This is a genomic window from Cupriavidus sp. 10L45 (assembly GCF_056395225.1).
Genome location: NZ_JBFTJC010000004.1, coordinates 191,070 through 211,995 on the forward strand (window position 1 = coordinate 191,070; position 20,926 = coordinate 211,995).

At 67.1% G+C, this 20,926-nt stretch carries 20 protein-coding genes; 15 read left to right on the top strand and 5 right to left on the bottom strand.

Annotated features, from left to right (window positions below):
- The first annotated feature begins 10 nt into the window (after positions 1-10).
- Complete coding sequence (locus AC1DFU_RS08955; RefSeq protein ID WP_092294769.1) at positions 11-1,315, top strand: MFS transporter; 1,305 nt, start codon at positions 11-13, stop codon at positions 1,313-1,315.
- On the opposite strand, the gene AC1DFU_RS08960 is transcribed toward AC1DFU_RS08955, so the two are convergent.
- A complete protein-coding gene (locus AC1DFU_RS08960; protein WP_092294767.1) occupies positions 1,284-2,213 on the bottom strand; it encodes a LysR family transcriptional regulator in 930 nt (309 codons plus the stop codon). The genes AC1DFU_RS08955 and AC1DFU_RS08960 overlap by 32 nt on opposite strands.
- A 133-nt stretch (positions 2,214-2,346) precedes the next feature.
- Between AC1DFU_RS08960 and AC1DFU_RS08965 the strand changes: the two genes are divergently transcribed.
- The 4 genes from AC1DFU_RS08965 (at position 2,347) to AC1DFU_RS08980 (ending at position 5,257) form a co-directional block, all read left to right on the top strand.
- Positions 2,347-2,769, top strand: coding sequence for a VOC family protein (locus tag AC1DFU_RS08965; protein ID WP_092294765.1), 423 nt, complete (start codon positions 2,347-2,349; stop codon positions 2,767-2,769).
- Between the two features lie 49 nt (positions 2,770-2,818).
- Positions 2,819-3,514, top strand: coding sequence for a fumarylacetoacetate hydrolase family protein (locus tag AC1DFU_RS08970; protein ID WP_092294763.1), 696 nt, complete (start codon positions 2,819-2,821; stop codon positions 3,512-3,514).
- A gap of 414 nt (positions 3,515-3,928) precedes the next feature.
- The gene (locus AC1DFU_RS08975; RefSeq protein ID WP_441592778.1) at positions 3,929-4,402 is read left to right on the top strand and encodes a copper resistance protein CopQ; all 474 of its coding nucleotides are present in this window, start codon (positions 3,929-3,931) and stop codon (positions 4,400-4,402) included.
- Positions 4,403-4,648: 246 nt separating this feature from the next.
- Positions 4,649-5,257: a TetR/AcrR family transcriptional regulator gene (locus AC1DFU_RS08980; RefSeq protein ID WP_092294759.1), complete on the top strand. Its 609-nt coding sequence runs from the start codon at positions 4,649-4,651 to the stop codon at positions 5,255-5,257.
- 16 nt (positions 5,258-5,273) lie between these two features.
- Here the strand turns inward: AC1DFU_RS08980 and xth are convergent, their stop codons facing one another.
- Positions 5,274-6,161: an exodeoxyribonuclease III gene (gene xth, locus AC1DFU_RS08985; RefSeq protein ID WP_441592779.1), complete on the bottom strand. Its 888-nt coding sequence runs from the start codon at positions 6,159-6,161 to the stop codon at positions 5,274-5,276.
- Positions 6,162-6,290: 129 nt separating this feature from the next.
- Between xth and AC1DFU_RS08990 the strand changes: the two genes are divergently transcribed.
- Complete coding sequence (locus AC1DFU_RS08990; protein ID WP_441592780.1) at positions 6,291-8,696, top strand: ATP-dependent DNA helicase; 2,406 nt, start codon at positions 6,291-6,293, stop codon at positions 8,694-8,696.
- Between the two features lie 75 nt (positions 8,697-8,771).
- Positions 8,772-9,113: a thioredoxin family protein gene (locus tag AC1DFU_RS08995; protein ID WP_441592781.1), complete on the top strand. Its 342-nt coding sequence runs from the start codon at positions 8,772-8,774 to the stop codon at positions 9,111-9,113.
- A gap of 9 nt (positions 9,114-9,122) precedes the next feature.
- Here the strand turns inward: AC1DFU_RS08995 and AC1DFU_RS09000 are convergent, their stop codons facing one another.
- Positions 9,123-9,596: an Lrp/AsnC family transcriptional regulator gene (locus AC1DFU_RS09000; RefSeq protein ID WP_092294753.1), complete on the bottom strand. Its 474-nt coding sequence runs from the start codon at positions 9,594-9,596 to the stop codon at positions 9,123-9,125.
- Between the two features lie 194 nt (positions 9,597-9,790).
- Between AC1DFU_RS09000 and hppD the strand changes: the two genes are divergently transcribed.
- The 4 genes from hppD (at position 9,791) to AC1DFU_RS09020 (ending at position 14,533) form a co-directional block, all read left to right on the top strand.
- Complete coding sequence (gene hppD, locus AC1DFU_RS09005) at positions 9,791-10,864, top strand: 4-hydroxyphenylpyruvate dioxygenase (protein WP_092294752.1); 1,074 nt, start codon at positions 9,791-9,793, stop codon at positions 10,862-10,864.
- A gap of 184 nt (positions 10,865-11,048) precedes the next feature.
- Complete coding sequence (locus AC1DFU_RS09010; protein WP_092294750.1) at positions 11,049-12,437, top strand: amino acid permease; 1,389 nt, start codon at positions 11,049-11,051, stop codon at positions 12,435-12,437.
- Between the two features lie 35 nt (positions 12,438-12,472).
- Entirely contained in the window at positions 12,473-13,669 is a 1,197-nt protein-coding gene (locus AC1DFU_RS09015) for an amino acid aminotransferase (RefSeq protein WP_092294749.1), read from the top strand.
- Positions 13,670-13,819: 150 nt separating this feature from the next.
- The gene (locus AC1DFU_RS09020) at positions 13,820-14,533 is read left to right on the top strand and encodes a glutathione S-transferase N-terminal domain-containing protein (RefSeq protein WP_092294747.1); all 714 of its coding nucleotides are present in this window, start codon (positions 13,820-13,822) and stop codon (positions 14,531-14,533) included.
- 22 nt (positions 14,534-14,555) lie between these two features.
- Here AC1DFU_RS09020 and AC1DFU_RS09025 read toward each other — a convergent pair whose 3' ends face one another.
- Positions 14,556-15,380: an IclR family transcriptional regulator gene (locus tag AC1DFU_RS09025; protein WP_441592782.1), complete on the bottom strand. Its 825-nt coding sequence runs from the start codon at positions 15,378-15,380 to the stop codon at positions 14,556-14,558.
- A gap of 102 nt (positions 15,381-15,482) precedes the next feature.
- Between AC1DFU_RS09025 and AC1DFU_RS09030 the strand changes: the two genes are divergently transcribed.
- The 4 genes from AC1DFU_RS09030 (at position 15,483) to AC1DFU_RS09045 (ending at position 20,410) form a co-directional block, all read left to right on the top strand.
- Complete coding sequence (locus AC1DFU_RS09030; protein WP_092294743.1) at positions 15,483-16,472, top strand: Bug family tripartite tricarboxylate transporter substrate binding protein; 990 nt, start codon at positions 15,483-15,485, stop codon at positions 16,470-16,472.
- A gap of 10 nt (positions 16,473-16,482) precedes the next feature.
- Entirely contained in the window at positions 16,483-18,846 is a 2,364-nt protein-coding gene (locus AC1DFU_RS09035) for a cytochrome P450/oxidoreductase (RefSeq protein ID WP_441592783.1), read from the top strand.
- A 128-nt stretch (positions 18,847-18,974) separates the two neighbouring features.
- Complete coding sequence (locus AC1DFU_RS09040; protein ID WP_092294740.1) at positions 18,975-19,460, top strand: DUF4440 domain-containing protein; 486 nt, start codon at positions 18,975-18,977, stop codon at positions 19,458-19,460.
- A gap of 107 nt (positions 19,461-19,567) precedes the next feature.
- Positions 19,568-20,410 (top strand): class II glutamine amidotransferase, encoded by an 843-nt coding sequence (locus tag AC1DFU_RS09045; RefSeq protein WP_092294738.1) that lies wholly within the window; start codon positions 19,568-19,570, stop codon positions 20,408-20,410.
- Between the two features lie 52 nt (positions 20,411-20,462).
- Here the strand turns inward: AC1DFU_RS09045 and AC1DFU_RS09050 are convergent, their stop codons facing one another.
- Positions 20,463-20,888: a phasin family protein gene (locus AC1DFU_RS09050; protein ID WP_092294736.1), complete on the bottom strand. Its 426-nt coding sequence runs from the start codon at positions 20,886-20,888 to the stop codon at positions 20,463-20,465.
- Positions 20,889-20,926: the final 38 nt, after the last annotated feature.

Below are 20,926 nucleotides of genomic sequence, written 5' to 3' on the forward strand. Positions count from 1 at the left end.
CAAGACCCCCATGTTTGCGCAAGCCCTTTCCAGCCGGCTGGACCGGCGCGGCATCCACTATGCGTGGATCGTTGCCTCCATCACCTTCTGCGTGATGCTGACCACTTCCGCCGCGCTCGGCCTGCCCGGCGCGTTCCTGAAACCGCTGACGCAGGAGATGGGCTGGAACACCGACCAGATCTCGTCGATCCTCGCCTTCCGCTTCGCGCTGTTCGGCCTGATGGCGCCGTTCTCGGCCATCCTGATGGAACGCTTCGGCGTGAAGAATGTGGTCTGTGCAGCGCTCGCGCTGATCGCGGGCGGCATGGCGCTGGCCACGGTGGCCACCGAGTTGTGGCAGTTGTTCGTCGCCTGGGGGCTGATGCTCGGCATCGGCTCGGGCATGACCGCGCTGGTGCTGGCCGCCGTGGTGGCCAATCGCTGGTTCACCGCGCGGCGCGGGCTGGTGATCGGCATCCTCACGGCGAGTTCGGCCACCGGCCAGCTTGCGTTCCTGCCGGTTGCGGCATGGCTGATCGAGCATATGGGATGGCGCACGGCGGTGGTTCCGGTGCTCGTGGCCTGCGCCGCGCTGGCCCTACTCGTCTTCGCGCTGATGCGCAACCGGCCCGGCGATGTCGGCCTGCCCGCGTTCGGCGAACTGCCCGGCACGGCGCCGGCGCCGTCCGGCCCGCCCATGCCGCTCACGCTGCGCGGCCCCTTCGTCGTGCTGCGCGACGCCGCGCGCACGCAGACCTTCTGGCTGCTGGCCGGCACGTTCTTTATCTGCGGATTGTCCACCAACGGCCTGATCCAGACCCACTTCATCGCCCTGTGCGCGGACTTCGGCATGACGGCGGTACCGGCGGCCTCGGCGCTGGCGATGATGGGCGCATTCGACTTCGTCGGCACGATCCTGTCTGGCTGGCTTTCGGACCGGTACGACAGCCGCAAGCTGCTGTTCTGGTACTACGCGCTGCGCGGCCTCTCGCTGTTCTGGCTGCCGCATTCGGAATTCACACTCTACGGCCTGTCCATCTTCGCGATGTTCTACGGCCTGGACTGGATTGCCACGGTGCCGCCGACGGTGAAGCTGGCTGCCACCACGTTTGGCCGCGAGCGTGCGCCGATGGTGTTCGGCTGGATCTTCGCCGCCCACCAGATCGGCGCGGCCACGGCGGCGTTCGGCGCAGGGCTCTCGCGCACGCTGCTGCTGACCTATTCGCCCGCACTGTACGTGGCGGGCGGAGCCTGCCTGGTGGCTGCGTTGATGGCGCTCGCGGTGCGCCGCAAGGCGCCGGCCGCTACCCCGCCTCAGGCGGCGGCGCAGGCTTAACACCGGCCTCGCCAGGTTCGCCAGCCTGGGCAGGCGGCGGTGCGACGGCCACGAAGGCGTCGATCAGCGCCGCCGCCGGGGCGCGCTTGAGCGCCGACTGCCGCACCAGCACGCCGATCTCGCGGAACAGCGGCGGGCCGGGCATCGGCACTTCCTCGATGTTCGGCGTCTGCCGCAACGGCACCAGATCGGCGGGGATGATCGCGCAGCCGAGTCCCTCGCCCACCATCTGCAGGATCACGGCCGGCTCGTCCAGCTCCATGCCTTCGCGCACCCACAGCCGGTGCCGCTTGAGGTAGCGGTCCACCAGTTGCCCGCCCGTGGAATGCCGGTTGTAGCGGATGAACGGCACGGTGGCGAGCAGCGTCTTCAGGTCCGCCGGGCCGCCCACCGGCGCAATCGCCACAAAGCGCTCGTGCAGCAGCGGCACCCATTTCAGTTCAGGCGGAATCCCCAGGCGGGGCTTCACCAGCACGGCGATGTCCAGCTCGCGCGCATCGACCTGGGTCAGCAGCTGCGTGGACATGCCGGGCACGATGTTGACGTGGGTGTCCGGATAGGCGACGCGGAAGCGCTGCATCGCCTTGGGCAGCAGCGTCGACTGCACCGTGGAGACCGCGCCCAGATCCAGCGGCGCCGTGTCCGGCCGCGCCTGTGCGCTGCCCTTCATCGACTCATAGAGCGCCACGAAGCGCGTGGCGTCCGGCAGCAGTTGCCGGCCCTCCTCGCTCAGCGCGACGGACTTGCCCGAGCGGTCGAACAGCGCGTAGCCGAGATCCTCCTCCAGCCGGCGGATCTGCGTGCTCACCGCCGACTGCGTCAGGCCGAGCCGCGCGCCGGCGGCGGAAAACGACGCCGTCTCGGCGGCCATCAGGAAGGTGCGGAAGTAGCGAATCACGGGCGTAGCAGCGTAGGCAGGCGCATATCGAAATTTCTGATACTCAGACCAGAAATCATTCGTTTTATATTACGAGTTCTGCTGATTACAATCAACGACAGATCAAAACATCCCTGCCCACGAAAGGATTGCCATGAGCACGATGCCCCTGTTCCACCTTGCCTTCCCCGTGCACGACCTTGCCGCCGCGCGCCAGTTCTACGGCGACCTGCTGGGCTGCCCGGAAGGCCGCAGCTCCGACGCCTGGGTCGATTTCGACTTCTACGGCCATCAAGTGGTGGCGCATCTCTCGCCGGACGAATGCGGCCATCGCGGCACCAGCGCGGTCGATGGCGACGATGTGCCGGTACGCCATTTCGGCGCCATCCTGCCGATGGAGACGTGGGAAGCGCTGGCCGACAAGCTGCGCGCCGCCAACACCAAGTTCGTGATCGAGCCGCATGTGCGCTTCAAGGGCCAGGTGGGCGAGCAGGCCACCATGTTCTTCCTGGACCCGTCGGGCAACGCGCTCGAGTTCAAGGCATTCGGCGACCTGAGCCAGGTGTTCGCCAAGTAATCGCCAAGTCGTCCCCATCAAACCCAGACCCACAAGAGAAGAGCGAGACATGACCGAATTCGTTATCCAGCCGGCCCCGCAGGCCAGCGTGGCCGTGGCCGGCAGCCAGGCCCGCTTCCCGATCCGTCGCGTGTTCTGCGTCGGCCGCAACTACGCCGCGCACGCCCGCGAGATGGGCAAGGATCCGGACCGCGAACCGCCGTTCTTCTTCACCAAGCCGGCTGATGCCGTGGTGGCGGCCGAAGGCACCGTGGCCTATCCGCCGCTGACGGAGAATCTGCACCATGAGATCGAACTCGTGGTGGCCATCGGCAAGGGTGGCGCCAACGTCACCCCGGCGCAGGCACTGGATCTGGTGTGGGGCTATGCGGTCGGCGTCGACCTTACGCGCCGCGACCTGCAGGACGTGGCCAAGAAGATGAGCCGCCCCTGGGACTGGTCGAAGGCGTTCGACGCTTCCGGCCCCTGCGGCCCGCTGCATCCGGTGTCGAAGGTCGGCCATCCGGCCAAGGGCGCGATCTGGCTCAAGGTCAACGGCGAGGCCCGCCAGCAGGGCGACCTCGACGAACTGATCTGGCCCGTGGCCGATGTGATCGCCTATATCTCGGAGAGCATGACGCTGGCCCCGGGTGACGTGATCTTCACCGGCACGCCCGCCGGCGTGGGCGCGCTGAACCCGGGCGACGTGGTCACGGGTGGCGTAGACGGCCTCGGCGAGATCGCTTTCACGATCGGCAAGCGCTGATCCGAGGGTTCGCAAGGTCGCCAGACGGCGCCGATCCACACGGGGATCGGCGCCGTTTTTCTTTATCAATCATCGATTTACGATGTAGACATGCGCGGCACACCAGACACCCCTCTGCCCCACAATCGAAATTTCTTTAAAAAGTCCTTGCCTATCTATCTAGTAGTAGATAATATTTGGCTCATGGACGGCGCTGCACCACCCGGCAAACAGAAACAAGCCCCGCGATGCAGTCCAAGTCCACGCAGTACATGTAGTTGGTTGGTACCGGAAGACGGTCTTTTTTTTAGCCCTGACCCTCTACCTACCAGTAGATAGCAGCAGCAAGGACCGTTACAACGCAGCAAGACATCGGCCCCGCGATCCACCTCTAACCGAGATCGCCCGGTCAAACCAAAGACAAGGAGCAACACCATGAACGCCAAGACCATCCTCTCCGCCGCCGCCCTCGCCGCCGCTTTCGTGACGGGCGCCGCCCAAGCCGCTCCCGGTAACAGCACCGGCGAAGTCTACGGTTACAGCTATCGCATCAACGACCAGCGCAGCCCCTTCACCGATGGCGCCCGTGCCAGCGGCGTGAACGAACCCCGCAACCCGTTTGTCGACGGTGCCCGCGTGAATGACCAACGCAGCCCGTTCAGCGACGGCGCCCGCGTCGGCAAGACCGACCCGTACACCGATGGTGCCCGCACCGTTGCCGGCCTGGACACCCAGGGCGTCTCGGCCAGCCCGGCCCGCACGGTGGATGCCTTCACCGACGGCGCCCGTGCCGGCAAGTTCGACCCGTACACGGACGGCGCCCGCATCGTGGCTGGCCTGGACCGCACCGGTGTGTCGAGCGAACCGTCGCGCACCTTCGACGTGTACACCGACGGCGCGCTGGCCTGAGCCTAGTGCAGCGCCGCGCGCCCGGTAATCGCCTGGTAGCGAAACCGGGCGCACGGCCTAGATCGAACAAGGAGTTTCATCATGAGTTTGCGTGACAGCGCCCTGATCCTGGGCGGATGGGTAGTGCTCTGCATTGCCAGCGGATCACTGCTTTCTCTCGTCGCGCAGTCGCTGTCGGTCTGATCTGATCCGATCTGATCGGCGGCGGCATGAACCGGAGGGTCTCCCATAAGGGAGACAGTCGCCATGAAAACGCAACCCGTACGCGAGCAATTGCTGGAACACGCGTCAGTGCTGATTCGGCGCCGGGGCTACAACGGTTTTAGCTACCGCGATCTGGCGGAGCTGGTTGGCGTCAAGACGTCTAGCATCCATTACTACTTTCCGTCGAAGGACGACCTGGTACTGGAGGTGGTGCGGTGCTACCGCGAGACCGCCACGGCGCGGATCGGGGCCATCGACACCACGCTGCCGCTGGCCGAGCAGGCCCAGCGCTACATCGAGCCGCTGCGTGGCGGCTCGGACAACGGGCAGGTCTGTCTGGTCGGCATGCTGTCCGCCGAGGTGATGATGCTGCCGCCGGCCATCGGCGCGCTGCTGCAGGATCACTTCCGCATGCACGAGGCGTGGATTGCCGAACTGCTGCGCCGCGCCGAAGCCGAGCGTGGCCAGCCCTACCCGCTGCCGCCGTCGGCCTTCGCCAAGGTGTTGTATGGCGCGATCCAGAACGGGATGATCACGGCGCGGATGTCGGGGTCGAGTGACCGCCTGGACGCGGCGGCGGATATGCTGCTTGGCGCCGTGGCGCACCCCGTACCGGTATCGGCAAAGGCCGAAGAGGCCGTGGCGGTGTAAGGTCCAACCTCCGGCATCAGGCGCGTGGCGCCCGTCGCTTTGCGGCGGGCGCCTTTGTCGTTTTGGCGGGGGCTTTCTCTGCCGCGACCTTCTTTGCCGGCACCTTCTTCGCCGGCACCTCCCCCAGATCCAGTTCGATCCATGTCGGCGCGTGATCGCTCGCGCGCGCTTCGCCCCGCACCCATTTGTCCACACCGGCATCGACCATGTGCGGCGCCAGTTCGGCATTCAGCAACAGATGGTCGATGCGCAGCCCCGAGTTGGTCTGCCAGTGCTGGCGGAAGTAATCCCAGAAGGTGTAGATGCGCTCGTCCGGGTAGCGCGTGCGCAGGGCGTCCGTCCAGCCTTGCGCCAACAGGCGGCGGTAGCACTCCCGGCTCTCAGGCTGCAGCAGCGCGTCCTTGAGCCACGAGCGTGGGTTGTAGATGTCTTCGTCGGTCGGCACCACGTTGAAGTCGCCGGCCAGCACCACCGGGTGGCCGCTGTCATACAAACCCTGTGCGTGACGGATCAGGCGCTCGAACCACGCCAGCTTGTAGTCGAACTTCGGTCCCGGCTGCGGGTTGCCGTTCGGCAGGTAGAGGCAGGCCACCAGCACGCCGTTGATGGCGGCTTCCAGGTAGCGGCTGTGGGTGTCGGCCTCGTCGCCGGGCAGGCCGCGGCGCGCCTCGATCGGGTCCGTGCCACGGGCGAGGATGGCCACGCCGTTCCACGACTTCTGCCCGTGCCAGATGGCGCCGTAGCCGGCGGCGCGGATCTCGTCGATCGGAAACGCCGTGTCGATGGTCTTCAGTTCCTGGAGACAGGCCACGTCGGGCGCCTCGCGCGCCAGCCAGTCCAGCAGCGCCGGCAGGCGGGTGCGAATGCCGTTGATATTGAAGGTGGCGATCTTGAAGCGGGACATCGGCTCTCCTGTGCGAAGTGGCAACGCCATCGGCAAGTTTCAGCAGGTTTCGATAGCGTCGCGTGCTTTCCTTCCGGCGCAAAGACTGTATATTTATACAGTTCTTTCGTTGCCCTTGCCTGCTGCGCCTTGTCCGCCACATCCATCCCAGAATCGCGTGCTCTGCCCCGCTACACGGTTGCCGTGCGGGCGCTGTGCGAGTTCACAGCCAAGGCGGGTGACCTCGACCTGCGCTTCACGCCTTCGCCCACCGCGCAGGAAGGCGTGGCCGGCCACGGCGTGGTCACGGGCCGGCGCGGCGCGGGCTATGAGGCCGAGGTGTCCCTCTCCGGCACGTTCGAAGGGCTGCACGTGCGGGGCCGCGCCGATGGCTACGACCCCACCGCCAATCGCCTCGAGGAAATCAAGACGGTGCGCGGCGAAGGGGTCGAGGTGCCCGCCAACCACCGGGCACTGCACTGGGCGCAGGCCAAGGTCTACGGCTGGCTGCTATGCCAGACGCGTGGGCTGGCCGAGATCGACATCGCCGTGGTCTATTTCGACATCCTGAGCCAGCGCGAACGCGTGGAGCAGGAGCGCCACGACGCCGCCACGCTGCGTGCCTTCTTCGAGGCCAGTTGCCGACGCTTCCTGCAATGGGCCGAGCGCGAGATCGCCCACCGTCAGGCACGCGATGCCGGGCTGGCGGCGCTGACCTTCCCGCATGGCGATTTCCGGCCCGGCCAGCGCGTGCTGGCGGAGTCGGTCTACAAGGCCAATGTGGCGGCGCGCACGCTGCTGGCGCAGGCGCCCACGGGCATCGGCAAGTCGATCGGCACGGTGTTTCCGGCGCTGAAGTCGATGCCAGGGCAGCGCCTCGACAAGCTGTTCTTCCTCTCCGCCCGCACCACGGGCCGCGCGGTGGCATTGCAGGCCGCCGCACAACTTCGGGGCGAGGGCGACCGGGGTTGCGACCGATTGCCCCTGCGCGTGCTGGAGCTGACCGCCCGCGACAAGGCGTGCGAACACCCCGATCTGGCCTGCCACGGCGAATCCTGCCCGCTCGCGCAGGGCTTCTACGACCGCCTGCCTGCCGCCCGCGAAGCCGCCGCCGCCGTGCCGCTGCTGGACCGGGATGCCGTGCGCGGGATCGCCCGCCAGCACAGCGTCTGCCCCTACTACCTCGCCCAGGAGATGATCCGCTGGAGCGATCTGGTCGTGGCGGACTACAACTACTACTTCGACCGCAGCGCCATGCTGTACGCGCTGACCGTGCTGAACGGCTGGCGCGCCAGCGTGCTGGTAGACGAGGCCCACAATCTGGTGGAGCGCGGTCGCGCCATGTACACGGCCACGCTCGACCCCGCGGCCTTCCGGGGCGCGCGGCTGGCTGCGCCCAAGGCGCTGTCGCGGCCGGTGAACCGCGTCCATCGGGCATGGCAGGCGCTGGCGCGGGCCGAATCGTCAACCCGCGCGAACTTCGAAACCCACTCGACTGCCCCCACCGCGCTGGTGGAGGCGCTGGCCCAGCTATGCGGCGCGATCCTCGAACATCTGAGCGCCCATCCCGGCCAGCACGACGCCACGCTGGAGCGCTTCTACTTCGACGCCCTGCACTTCCTGCGCCTGACCGAACAGCTACCCGACCACGGGGGCCAGCACTCGCTGTTCGAGATCACGCGCACGCCCGGCCCGCGCGGCGGCGTGCAGGCCCAGCTCTGCGTGCGCAACCTGCTGCCCGCGCCGTTCCTGCGTCCGCGCTTTGCCGGCGCGCATGCCACCACGCTGTTCTCGGCCACGCTCCAGCCGGCGGACTACTACACCGACATGCTCGGCCTGCCCGCCAGCGCGGTCTGGGTGGAGGTGCCCTCGCCCTTCCACGCGGACCAGCTCGACGTGCACATCGCCCGCCACATCTCCACGCGCTATACCCAGCGCCAGCGCTCGCTGCCGGCCATCGTGCAGTTGATGGCCGACCAGTACGCGCGGCGGCCCGGTAACTACCTCGCCTTCTTCAGCAGCCACGACTACCTGCGTCAGGCTGCCGATCTGCTGGCCGCGCAGCATCCGGAGATTCCGATCTGGGCCCAGGCGCGCGGCATGGACGAGGCGGGGCAGGCCGCGTTCCTCGGCCAGTTCGCGCCGGGCGGGCGCGGCATCGGCTTCGCGGTGCTGGGCGGGGTGTTCTCGGAAGGCGTGGACCTGCCCGGCGACCGTCTGATCGGCGCCTTCGTGGCCACACTGGGGTTGCCGCAGGTCAATGATGTGAACGAGCAGTTGCGCGAGCGCATGGCAGCCGCGTTTGGCGACGGCTACGCCTATGCCTACCTGTATCCGGGGCTGCGCAAGGTGGTGCAGGCCGCCGGGCGGGTCATCCGCACGCGTGAGGATCGGGGCGTGGTGTGGCTGATCGACGACCGCTTCGGCCGGCCGGAAGTGCAGGCGTTGCTGCCGGCGTGGTGGGAAATCGACACCCCGGCACGTAAATCTGTCGCGCCGATGGCAAAAACCGGCATCGGCACGCCGCACGCGCCGGCGCTGCCACTGGCAGAATGACGGCAGCGCCTCTGGCGCGGTTCTCGCTTGCCCTTACTTGCCCCAAAGGGGGTAAGCCTCGACGGAGACCCAAGAATGAGCATGACCAAGGCCTTTGCCGCCACCGAGCCCACCCGCGCGGAGATCGACGCGCTGCCGGGTGCCACGCTGCTGGAGTTCGGCGCGCCGTGGTGCGGCTTCTGCATGCGCGCCCAGCCGCTGATCGAGGCCGCGTTCGGCAAGCATCCGTCCATCCAGCACATCAAGGTCGAAGACGGCAGCGGGCGCCCGCTCGGCCGCGCGTTCCGCGTGAAGCTGTGGCCGACGCTGGTGTTCCTGCGCGATGGCCAGGAAGTGGCCCGGCTGGTGCGCCCTGCCGACGCGCAGGCGATTGCCGAGGCGATGGCGCAGATCGACGGCGCGTCAGTGACGCACTGATCACATCGATCAAGCCTCCAGCGGCATCGCGCTGGTGCACTTGATCTCGTCCAGGCAGACGCTGGACTTGACCCCGCTCACGCCGGGAATGCGCATCAGCGTGTCCAGCAGGAAGTCGGACAGCGACTTCAGATCCTTGGCCACCACCTTCAGCACGTAGTCGATATCGCCGGTGACGGAGAAGCACTCCTGGATCTGGGCGAGTTCCGCCACCAGCCCCTTGAACTTCGACAGGTCGCGGATATGGCCGCGCTCCATCGTCACATGGATGAACGCGGTGACGCCAAAGCCCAGCGCGGTGCTGTCCAGCCGCGCCTCGTAGCGCTTGATGATGCCGTTCTCCTCCAGGCGCCGGTGACGCCGCAGCGTCTGCGCCGGAGACAGGCTGATCGCCTCCGCCAACTCCAGATTGCTGGCCCGTCCGTTCTCCTGCAGCACCCCCAGCAAGCGGCGATCCGTGCGGTCTAGCTCGGTATTCTGCATTTCTGTTTCCTCAGAACGCGATTTCGCGAAATCTTATCTCATATTTCAGGGTTTCCCTGCGTCCCGAACGAAATCCTATTTACTGGCGCGGGTTATACACTCGATTCCAGTTCGGACGGCTTTGAAAGTCGCTGAAATACGATTGCCAGCCCCGTGCTGGACTCCCTTGCCCCCACTTCCTTGTAGAGCACACCATGGCCGATCTCTTTGAAAACCCGATGCAGCTGATGGGCTTCGAGTTCGTCGAATTCGCTTCGCCGACGCCGAACGTTCTGGAGCCCCTGTTCGAAAAGATGGGCTTCTCGCTGGTGGCCCGCCACCGCTCCAAGGATGTGCTGCTGTACCGCCAGGGCGACATCAATTTCGTCATCAACAACGAGCCACACAGCGAGGCCGCCTATTTCGCCGCCGAGCACGGCCCGAGCGCCTGCGGCATGGCCTTCCGCGTGAAGGACTCCCACAAGGCGTACAACCGCGCGCTGATGCTGGGCGCCCAGCCGATCGAGATCGCCACGGGCCCGATGGAGCTGCGCCTGCCCGCGATCAAGGGCATCGGCGGCGCACCGCTGTACCTGATCGACCGCTTCGAGGACGGCAAGTCGATCTATGACATCGACTTCGAATTCCTGGACGGTGTGGACCGCCGCCCGGTGGGCCATGGCTTGCGCCTGATCGATCACCTGACGCACAACGTCTACCGTGGCCGCATGGCTTACTGGGCGAACTTCTACGAACGCCTGTTCAACTTCCGCGAAATCCGCTACTTCGACATCCAGGGCGAGTACACCGGCCTGACCTCGAAGGCGATGACGGCGCCGGACGGCAAGATCCGCATTCCGCTGAACGAGGAGTCGTCCAAGGGCAGCGGCCAGATCGAGGAATTCCTGATGGCGTTCAATGGCGAGGGCATCCAGCACATCGCCTTCCTGACGGACAACCTGATCGAGGTCATCGACAACCTGCAACTGGCCGGCGTGGAGCTGATGACGGCGCCGAACGACTATTACTACGACGCGCTGGCCAACCGCCTGCCGGACCACGGCCAGCCGGTGGACCAGCTCAAGGCGCGCGGCATCCTGCTGGACGGCACCACCGAGGGCGGCAAGCCCCGCCTGCTGCTCCAGATCTTCTCGAAGGCCGCGCTGGGCCCGGTGTTCTTCGAATACATCCAGCGTGCCGGCGACGAAGGCTTCGGCGAAGGCAACTTCAAGGCGCTCTTCGAATCGCTCGAGCGCGACCAGATCGAGCGCGGCACGCTCAAGGTCTGACCCTCCCTCCGTTTCCCGTTTCACCTGTTTCACCTGGTCCGGCGTCCTCCCGGGACGCCTGACCCCTCCCCGCCGCCGGAGCTACCCGCGCCGGCGGCCTTTTCATAGCGTCCGACCTCCCGGGTCAAAAGAGACGTGATCGCCATTCCACCAGAGTGGCCAGATAGGTAGAGGACACAAACCCATGCACGCCCCCCAACAGGACGGCACGCTTCAGCGTGGCCTGAAGAATCGTCACATCCAGCTGATTGCCCTTGGTGGCGCCATCGGCACCGGGCTGTTCCTGGGCATCGCCCAGACCATCAAGATGGCCGGCCCGGCCGTGCTGCTCGGCTACGCGCTGGCCGGCATTGTCGCGTTTTTCATCATGCGCCAGCTCGGCGAGATGGTGGTGGACGAGCCCGTCGCCGGCTCCTTCAGCTACTTCGCCAATAAATACTGCGGCCACTTCGCCGGGTTCATGTCCGGCTGGAATTACTGGGTGCTCTACATCCTGGTGAGCATGGCCGAGCTGTCGGCCGTGGGCATCTACGTGCAGTACTGGTGGCCGGAGCTGCCCACGTGGATCTCCGCGCTGGCGTTCTTCGTGCTGATCAACGTAATCAACCTGTCGAGCGTGAAGTCGTTCGGCGAGATGGAATTCTGGTTCTCGATCATCAAGGTGGCGGCCATCGTCGGCATGATCGGCTTTGGCGGCTATCTGCTGATGGCCGGCGGCGCGGGCCCGGAGGCCTCCGTGGCCAACCTGTGGCAGCACGGCGGCTTCTTCCCGAACGGCCTGGGCGGCCTGGTGATGGCGATGGCCGTGATCATGTTCTCGTTCGGCGGCCTGGAACTGGTGGGCATTACCGCCGCCGAGGCGGACAACCCCGAGAAGAGCATCCCCAAGGCCACCAATCAGGTGATCTACCGCATCCTGATTTTCTACGTGGGCGCGCTGGCGGTGCTGCTGTCGCTCTACCCGTGGGAGAAGGTGGTCACTGGCGGCAGCCCGTTCGTGCTGATCTTCCACGCGCTGGATAGCGCGGCGGTGGCCCATGTGCTGAACCTGGTGGTGCTGACGGCGGCGCTGTCGGTCTATAACAGCGGCGTCTACTGCAACAGCCGCATGCTGCTGGGCCTGGCGCAGCAGGGCAACGCGCCGAAGGCGCTGATGAAGGTGAACCGCCGCGGCATTCCGCTGGCCGCGCTGGGCGTGTCCGCGCTGGCCACCGGCGCCTGCGTGCTGATCAACTACTTCATGCCGGGCGAAGCCTTCGAGCTGCTGATGGGCCTGGTGGTATCGGCCCTGATCATCAACTGGGCCATGATCAGCCTGATTCACCTGAAGTTCCGCCGCGACAAGCGCCTGGCCGGCCAGACCACGCGCTTCCAGAGCCTGGGCTATCCGCTGACCAACTACCTGACCCTCGCCTTCCTCGCCGGCATCCTTTATGTGATGTATCTGACACCCGGCCTGCGGATCTCGGTCTACCTGATTCCGGTATGGCTTGGCGTACTTGGCGTAAGCTATCGCCTCCGGCAAAAGAACGCCGCCGCCGCGCTGCGCGCCCCGAGCGTGCAGGCGCAATGAGTCTCCGCCCCCTGAAACACAGCCAGAGCTTTCCCATGTTCGAACACATCGAAGCCTTTCCGGGCGATCCGATCCTCTCGCTCAACGAGGACTTCCAGCAGGACCCGCGTACCAACAAGGTCAACCTGAGCATCGGCATCTATTTCGACGGCGAAGGCCGCCTGCCGGTGATGCAGGCCGTGGCCGAAGCCGAAGCCGCGCTGCTCGCGGACATGGGCCCGCGCCCCTACCTGCCGATGGCCGGCATTCCCGGCTACCGCCAGGCCGTGCAGGCGCTGGTGTTCGGCGAAGACTGCGCGGCCCGCGCCGAAGGCCGCGTCGCCACGGTGCAAACGCTGGGCGGCTCCGGCGCGCTGCGCGTGGGCGCCGACTTCCTGAAGCGCTACTTCCCCACCGCGCAGATGTGGATCAGCGACCCGAGCTGGGAGAACCACCGCGTGGTCTTCGAGCGCGCCGGCTTCCAGGTCAATGCGTACCCGTACTACGACCCCGCCACGGGCGGCCTGCAGTTCGACGCCATGCTCGCGGCCATCGAAGCCATTCCGCAAGGTGGCATCGTGCTGCTGCACGCCTGCTGCCACAACCCGACCGGCGTGGACCTGAACCAGGACCAGTGGCGCCAGGTCATCGCGGTGCTCAAGGCGCGCAAGCTGCTGCCCTTCGTGGACATGGCCTACCAGGGCTTTGGCGCGGGGCTCGACGACGACGCCTTCGCCGTGCGCGAACTGGCCCGCCAGAACGTGCCGGCGCTGGTGGCCAACTCGTTCTCGAAGAACTTCTCGCTGTACGGCGAGCGTTGCGGCGGCCTGAGCGTGATCTGCCAGAGCGCCGACGAAGCCAGCCGCGTGCTGGGCCAGCTCACCGGCGCCGTGCGCGCCAACTACAGCAACCCGCCCACCCACGGCGCCCGCGTCGTCGCCCGCGTCCTGACCACGCCCGCCCTGCGCGCCAGCTGGGAGCAGGAACTGGCCGCCATGTGCGAGCGCATCGCCCACATGCGCCAGGCCATCCACGACAAACTGCGCGACCACGTCAGCGGCGAGGCCCTCTCCCGCTACATCACCCAGCGCGGCATGTTCACCTACACCGGCCTCTCCGCCGATCAGGTCGAACGCCTGAAGGCCGAGCACGGCGTGTACATCCTCCGTTCCGGCCGCATGTGCGTGGCGGGGCTGAACGAGCGCAATGTGGGGGTGGTGGCGAGTGCGATCGGGGACGTGTTGAAGGGGTGAAAGCCTTTCCGCTTGTGCAGCATGCGAAACAGATCGGGCCGCTCTTGCGGCCTGTTTTGTTTTCTAGAGTGCGCTGGATTCGCCCCGGCAGCATTCCGCCATCCGGTTTACCATCGCGGATCTTCCCAAGATTCCGACAGGAGCCCGTGCATGGCCGCAGCAGATTTGTCCGCCTTCCCGATCACCCGCAAGTGGCCGGCGCAGCATCCCGAGCGCCTGCAGTTGTATTCGCTGAACACCCCCAACGGCATCAAGGTTTCGCTGATGCTGGAGGAGCTGGGCCTGCCCTACGAGCCGCATCTGGTGCGTTTCGACAAGGATGACCAGACCACGCCCGAGTTCCTGTCGCTGAACCCGAACAACAAGATCCCGGCGATCCTCGATCCGAATGGGCCGGGCGGCAAGCCGCTGGCGCTGTTCGAGTCGGGGGCGATCCTGATCTACCTGGCCGAGAAGACCGGCAAGTTCATGTCCACGGACCCGGCGGCCCGCTACGAGACGATTCAGTGGGTGATGTTCCAGATGGGCGGCATCGGGCCGATGTTTGGCCAGATCGGCTTCTTCCACAAGTTCGCCGGCAAGGACTACGAGGACAAGCGGCCGCGTGACCGCTACGTCGCGGAGTCGCGCCGGCTGCTGGGCGTGCTCAACGAGCGGCTCAAGGGCCGGCAGTGGATCATGGGCGATGACTACACGATTGCCGACATGACCACCTTCCCGTGGGTGCGCAATCTGGTCGGTTTCTACGAGGCCGGCAGCCTCGTCGGATTCGACGACTTCACCGAAGTGCGCCGTGTGCTGGACGCCTTCCTGGCCCGCCCCGCCGTGCAGCGCGCGGTGAACATCCCCAAGCGTCCCGAGTAAGACCCTTTCCCGGGCGCAGGAATCAGGCGGCGAAGCCCAGCAAGGTGCTCACCGCCGCCGCTTCCTCGCGCACCGCGCGGCCGGTCGGCCCGTCGATCGATGGGTCGAAGCCGCCCGTGGCACCCAGCGCGGTCAGCACCGCGCACACCCGCCCCGTGTAGTCCCGCACCGGCGCCGCCACGGCGCTGATCCCCTTCAGATTGGTATCGCGCACGGCCGCGCAGCCATCGGCGCGCACCGCCGCGCGTAGCGGGCCGAGCGGGTCCTGGGCGTCAAGCAGCGCGCGCTGCTCCGGCGTGGCCGCCTGCAGTTCCGCCTCCGCCAGCGCCTGCACGCGCTGGTCGTCGAGCAAACCCAGGAACACGCGGCCCGTGGCCGACCACAGCAGCGGCATCACCGATCCCACCCGCACGTTCACGGTCACCGGCAGAGCCGGTTCCTCGAACCGGACGATGGTCGGCCCCTTGTTGCCCATCACCGAGATGAAACAGGTGATCTCCAGCCGCTCGCGCAGCCGGATCAGCGACGCCTCGGCCAGCCGAATTGGGTCGGACTGCCGCATCGCGGCCAGCCCGATCTGGAGCGCCTCCAGCCCCAGGTGGTACTGCTGCGTGCCGCTCTCCTGCGCCACCAGCCCTTCCTCGATCAGGCTCGCCAGGTAGCGATGCACCTTGGCCGGACTTTCGTCGATATGGGCCGCGATGGCCGTCAGGCTGGCACGGCCGCCCAGGCGCGCCAGCCCCTTGAGCACGGCCATGCCGGTCTCGGCGGCCTGCACGCGCTGGCGGCGTTCGCGGGGGCGGGCTTCGGGCTCAGGACTGCCGGGAATGTCGGGTATGGCTGGCATGGCGTTGGGTTAACCCCCATTCAACGATTACGCATTGCGTATATGATTTACGCAAAACAAGGCCACATACTATCCGGCCAAATACCAAGGAGACAAGCACCCATGCCCCGCCATCGCGCTGCCGGCCTCATCGCGGCATCCCTGACCTTTGCGTTTTCCGCTGCCTTCCCTTCGGCCCACGCCGCCGACGCCTATCCGAGCAAGCCGATCCGCTGGATCGTGCCCTACCCGGCTGGCGGCGGCTCGGACTTCCTCGCCCGCACCATCGGGCAGGGGCTCTCCGCCAAGGTCGGCCAGCCCGTGGTGGTGGACAACAAGCCGGGCGGCAACACGGCGATTGGCGCGTCCGAGACGGCGCGGGCGGCAGCCGATGGCTACACGGTGCTCTCGGCCGATAACGGCACGCTGGTCTTCAACCCGGCGCTCTACAAGACGCTGTCGTACAACCCCGCCAAGGACCTCGCGCCGGTGACGCTGCTGGGCCGCTTCCCGATGATCCTGGTGGTTGGGCCGGGCACCACCGCCAAGACCGCGCAGGAGTTCATCGCCCAGGTCAAGGCCGCGCCGGGCGGCGTGAACTACGGGTCCGCCGGGGCCGGCAGCCCGCACCACCTGGCCATGGAACTGCTCAAGGTGGAGGCCCAGCTGACCATGACCCACGCGCCGTATCGCGGTGCGGCGCCCGCGCTGTCCGACGTGGCGGCCGGCCAGATTCCCGCGATGATGGTCGACTACGCCGCCGGCGCCGGCTTCATCAAGGGCGGCAAGGTGCGCCCGCTGGCCGTGGCCAACGCCACGCGCCTGCCGCAACTGCCGGACGTGCCGACCTTCGCCGAACTCGGCTACCGGAACGTGGAAGCCGCCGCGCTGGTCGGCATGGTCGTGCCGGCGGCCACGCCGCCCGAGGTGATCGCCACGCTGAACAAGCAGGTGGTGGCGGCCATCAAGGAGCCGGCCATCCATAAGAAGCTGGTCGATTTCGGCGTGGAGCCGGTCGGCAACACCCCGGCGCAATACAGCGAGCTGCTGCGCAGCGAGATTGCGCGCTGGACCAAGCTGATCCACGACCTGAAGATCACGCTCGATAACTGAGGTTCGCTGTATGTCGTCATCCGCCACGCCCCCGTCTTTCTCGTCCGCCGCCGCCCGTCCGGGCGGTTGTCCCATCGACCACACCGCGCTGCGGGCGCCCAACGGCTGCCCGGTGAGCGCCCACGCGGCCACGTTCGATCCGTTCGAGGACGGCTACCAGCAGGACCCGCCCGACTACGTGCGCTGGTCGCGCGAGCAGGAGCCGGTGTTCTACAGCCCGAAGCTGGGCTACTGGGTGGTTACGCGCTATGACGACATCAAGGCGATCTTCCGGGACAACCTGACCTTCAGCCCGTCCATCGCGCTGGAGAAGATTACACCCACGGGCGACGCGGCCAACGCGGTGCTGGCCTCCTATGGCTATGCGATGAACCGCACGCTGGTCAACGAGGACGAGCCAGCCCACATGCCGCGCCGCCGCGCGCTGATGGAGCCGTTCACGCCCGCCGAACTGGCCCACCATGAGCCGATGGTGCGGCAACTGACGCGCGAATACGTCGATCGATTCATCGACAGCGGACGCGCTGACCTGGTCGACCAGATGCTCTGGGAAGTGCCCCTGACCGTGGCGCTGCACTTCCTCGGCGTGCCCGAAGAGGACATGGACCGGCTGCGCCAGTATTCGATCGCCCATACGGTGAACACCTGGGGCCGCCCCAAGCCCGAGGAGCAGGTGGCCGTGGCGCACGCGGTAGGCAATTTCTGGCAGCTCGCCGGCAAGATCCTCGACAAGATGCGCGAGAACCCGGACGCGCCCGGCTGGATGCAGTACGGCCTGCGCAAGCAGCGCGAGCTGCCCGAGGTGGTCACCGACTCCTACCTCCATTCGATGATGATGGCGGGCATCGTGGCGGCGCACGAGACCACGGCCAATGCGTCCGCCAACGCGATCAAGCTGCTGCTCCAGCACCCGGATGCCTGGCGCGAGATCTGCGCGGACCCGGCGCTGATCCCCAATGCGGTGGAGGAATGCCTGCGCCACAACGGCTCGGTGGCGGCCTGGCGCAGGCTGGTCACGCGGGATGCGCAGGTCGGCGGCATCGCCCTGCCGGCCGGCAGCAAGCTGCTGATTGTCACCTCGTCCGCCAATCACGACGAACGGCATTTCGCCGATGCGGACCTGTTCGACATCCGCCGGGACAATGCCAGCGACCAGCTGACCTTCGGCTACGGCTCGCACCAGTGCATGGGCAAGAACCTCGCGCGCATGGAGATGCAGGTCTTTCTGGAGGAGCTGACGCGCCGGCTGCCCCATCTGCGGCTGGCCGAGCAGTCGTTCAGCTACGTGCCGAACACCTCGTTCCGGGGGCCGGAGCATCTCTGGGTCGAATGGGACCCGGCGCGCAATCCCGAGCGCACCGATCCGTCCGTGCTGACCTGGCGCGACGCCGTGCGGATTGGCGAGCCCTCCGGGCAAGCCATCGCCCGCACTGTGGTGGTAGAGCGGATCGACCCCGTGGCGGACAACGTGGTGCGGCTGCGGCTGGTGGCGCCCGATGGCAAGGCGCTGCCGCGCTGGGCGCCGGGTGCGCACATCGACGTGGAGTGCGGCCATACGGGGATTTCGCGCCAGTATTCGCTGTGCGGCGATCCGGCCGACGCGGGCGCCTTCGAGATCGCCGTGCTGCGTGAGGTCGATAGCCGGGGCGGCTCGGCCTGGGTCCATGACGTGCTGCGCGCCGGAGACCGGCTCCGCATTCGTGGCCCGCGCAATCATTTCCGGCTCGACGAGGGCTGCCGCAAGGCGATCTTCATCGCCGGCGGCATCGGCGTGACGCCGGTCAGCGCGATGGCGCGGCGGGCCCGCGACCTGGGCATCGACTATACGTTCCACTACTGCGGCCGCTCGCGCGCCAGCATGGCCCTGCGCGAGGAACTGGCCGCGCTGCATGGCAACCGGCTGCACGTCCATGCGGGCGACGAAGGCCAGCGCGCGGACTTCGCCGCGCTGCTCGGCACGCCGGACCCGCAGACGCAGATCTACGCCTGCGGCCCGGCGCGCATGATCGCGGCGCTGGAAGACCACTGCGCCGCGTGGCCGGAGGATGCGCTGCGCGTGGAGCACTTCGTCTCGGCACTCGGCACGCTCGATCCGTCGCGGGAACAGCCGTTCACCGTCGAACTCAAGGATTCCGGCCTGACAGTGGAGGTGCCCGCCCACCAGACGCTGCTCACCGCGCTGCGCTGCGCCAACATCGACGTGCAGAGCGATTGCGAGGAAGGCCTGTGCGGCTCCTGCGAGGTGCGCGTGCTGGCGGGCCAGATCGACCATCGCGACGTGGTGCTCACGCGCGGCGAACGCGAGGCGAACAGCCGGATGATGGCCTGCTGCTCGCGCGCGGTGGGCGGCGGGAAGCTGGTGCTGGAGTTGTAGCGCGCCACGTCAAGGCCGGCGCCCCCGCCATCCGTGTGCTACCGCACAGACCCGCCAGCCCCGGCGCCGTTACCTGCCGCGCCCACGCCTAGTATTCAAGGCTCAATCCCGGGCCTGAGGAGACCGTCATGGCGCGCTACCAGATTGCTGCTGCGCTGGCCCTGCTGCTTGCCGGCTGCGCCACGAGCCCGGGTACGCCCGGCAGCACACAGGCGTCGCGCACGGAGAACTGCAAGGCGACCTCCGAGCAGGAAATCTCGGCCCTGTTCGACCGCTGGAACCGCTCCCTGCAGACCGGCGACCCCCGCAAGGTGGTGGCCAACTACGCGGAACGATCGATCCTGCTGGCCACGGTGTCCAACAAGCCGCGCGTGACACCGGCCGAGAAAGAGGACTACTTCACCCACTTCCTGCAGAGCGGGCCGTCCGGCAAGATCGACTTCCGCACCATCGAAATCGGCTGCAACACCGCCGTGGATGCCGGGCTCTACACCTTCACCTTCGCCCGAACCGGCGCCACGGTGAAGGCGCGCTACACCTACACCTACCGCTGGGACGGCACGCAGTGGCTGATCACCAGCCACCATTCGTCGGCCATGCCGGAGAAGACCTAACGCGGCCCGATATTGCGCCGCAGCACGACTACCATCGGTCGCATCCGTCACAACACGCGCGTAGTTGCTATCCTGAAGTGGAGAGCCCACACACAGGAGACGCCCCCATGTGCCGCTGGCTGGCCTATTCCGGCCGTTCCGTCCCGCTCGAGGCTGTGTTGTTCCAGCCCGAGCACTCCCTGATCGACCAGAGCCTGAACTCCCGGCTGGGCCACACCACGACCAATGGCGACGGCTTCGGCGTGGGCTGGTACGGGCGGCATTCGGAGTTGCCGTTCCGCTATCGCGGCCTGCACCCGGCGTGGAGCGACACCAACCTGCGCGAGGCCGCCCGGGCGGTGCGGGCGCCCCTGTTCGTCGCTCATATCCGGGCGGCCACCGGCACGCCCACCCAGGAAACCAACTGTCACCCGTTCCGCTTCGGGCGCTGGCTGTTCGTCCACAACGGGCTGATCCGCGACTTTCCGCTGGTGCGGCGCGACCTGATGATGGCGGTGGCGCCGCATCTGTTCCGCTGGATCGAGGGTTCGACCGACTCCGAGGTGATGTTCTTCCTGGCGCTGACGTTCGGGCTGGAGCGCGACCCGCGCGGCGCGCTGGAGCAGATGGCCGGCCTGATCGAGGAGGTGGGGCATCGCCACGACGTGGAGCACCCGCTGAACATGACCGTTTGCGTCATGGACGGCCAGCAGATCGTGGCCGTGCGCTATTCCAGCGAAAACGCGTCGCGCTCGCTGTTCCACAGCACCTCGTTCCGGCAGCTACGGGCGCTCTATCCGGAAGACCCGCGCATCATCGCCGCCGGCGACGACGCCTTTCTGGTGCTGTCCGAGCCCCTGATCGACGTGCAAGGCGTCTGGGAGGAAATCCCCGAGGCCACGATCCTGGTGGGCAAGGGCGGCGAGATCCAGCACCTGCGGTTCACGCCCCGGCTGCCGGTGCGGGCCTGAGCGGGCCTGGGCGGGCACCCCCGGCCGGGCCCGGATCGTCGTTACCCGTCGCTTACTTCCCGGGCATTTTCATCAGCCGCTTGGCCTCTTCGATGTTCTGCTCGGCGCGCTGGGTCATCACGGCCAGCGCTTCCGCTTGCGATTTCTGGGCCATTTCCGCCAGTTCGCGCATGTTGTTGAACGCCGTCTGCAAGCCTTGCTGGACGAACTCGCCCTGCCGGGCCATGGCCGCGGCAGGATCGCCGCCTGCGGTCAGCTTCTGGGCCGCGGCCTGAATCTCCTGCATGCTCTGGCTCAGGATCTCGGCCTGCTTTTGCACCAGCGCCTGCATGCCTTCGTAGGCAATCTTGTTGGCCTCCGTGATGGCGTCGATATCCTTGCGCCGGGCTTCGATCACCGCCGTCATGTCGACGCCGGGCAGCTTGTACTGTTCGAGCAACTTGGTGAAATCGGTAAACGGATTGGGCGATGTTGCCATGACGCATCTCCTCGTTGAGGTGGGGGAAAGCCGAAAAA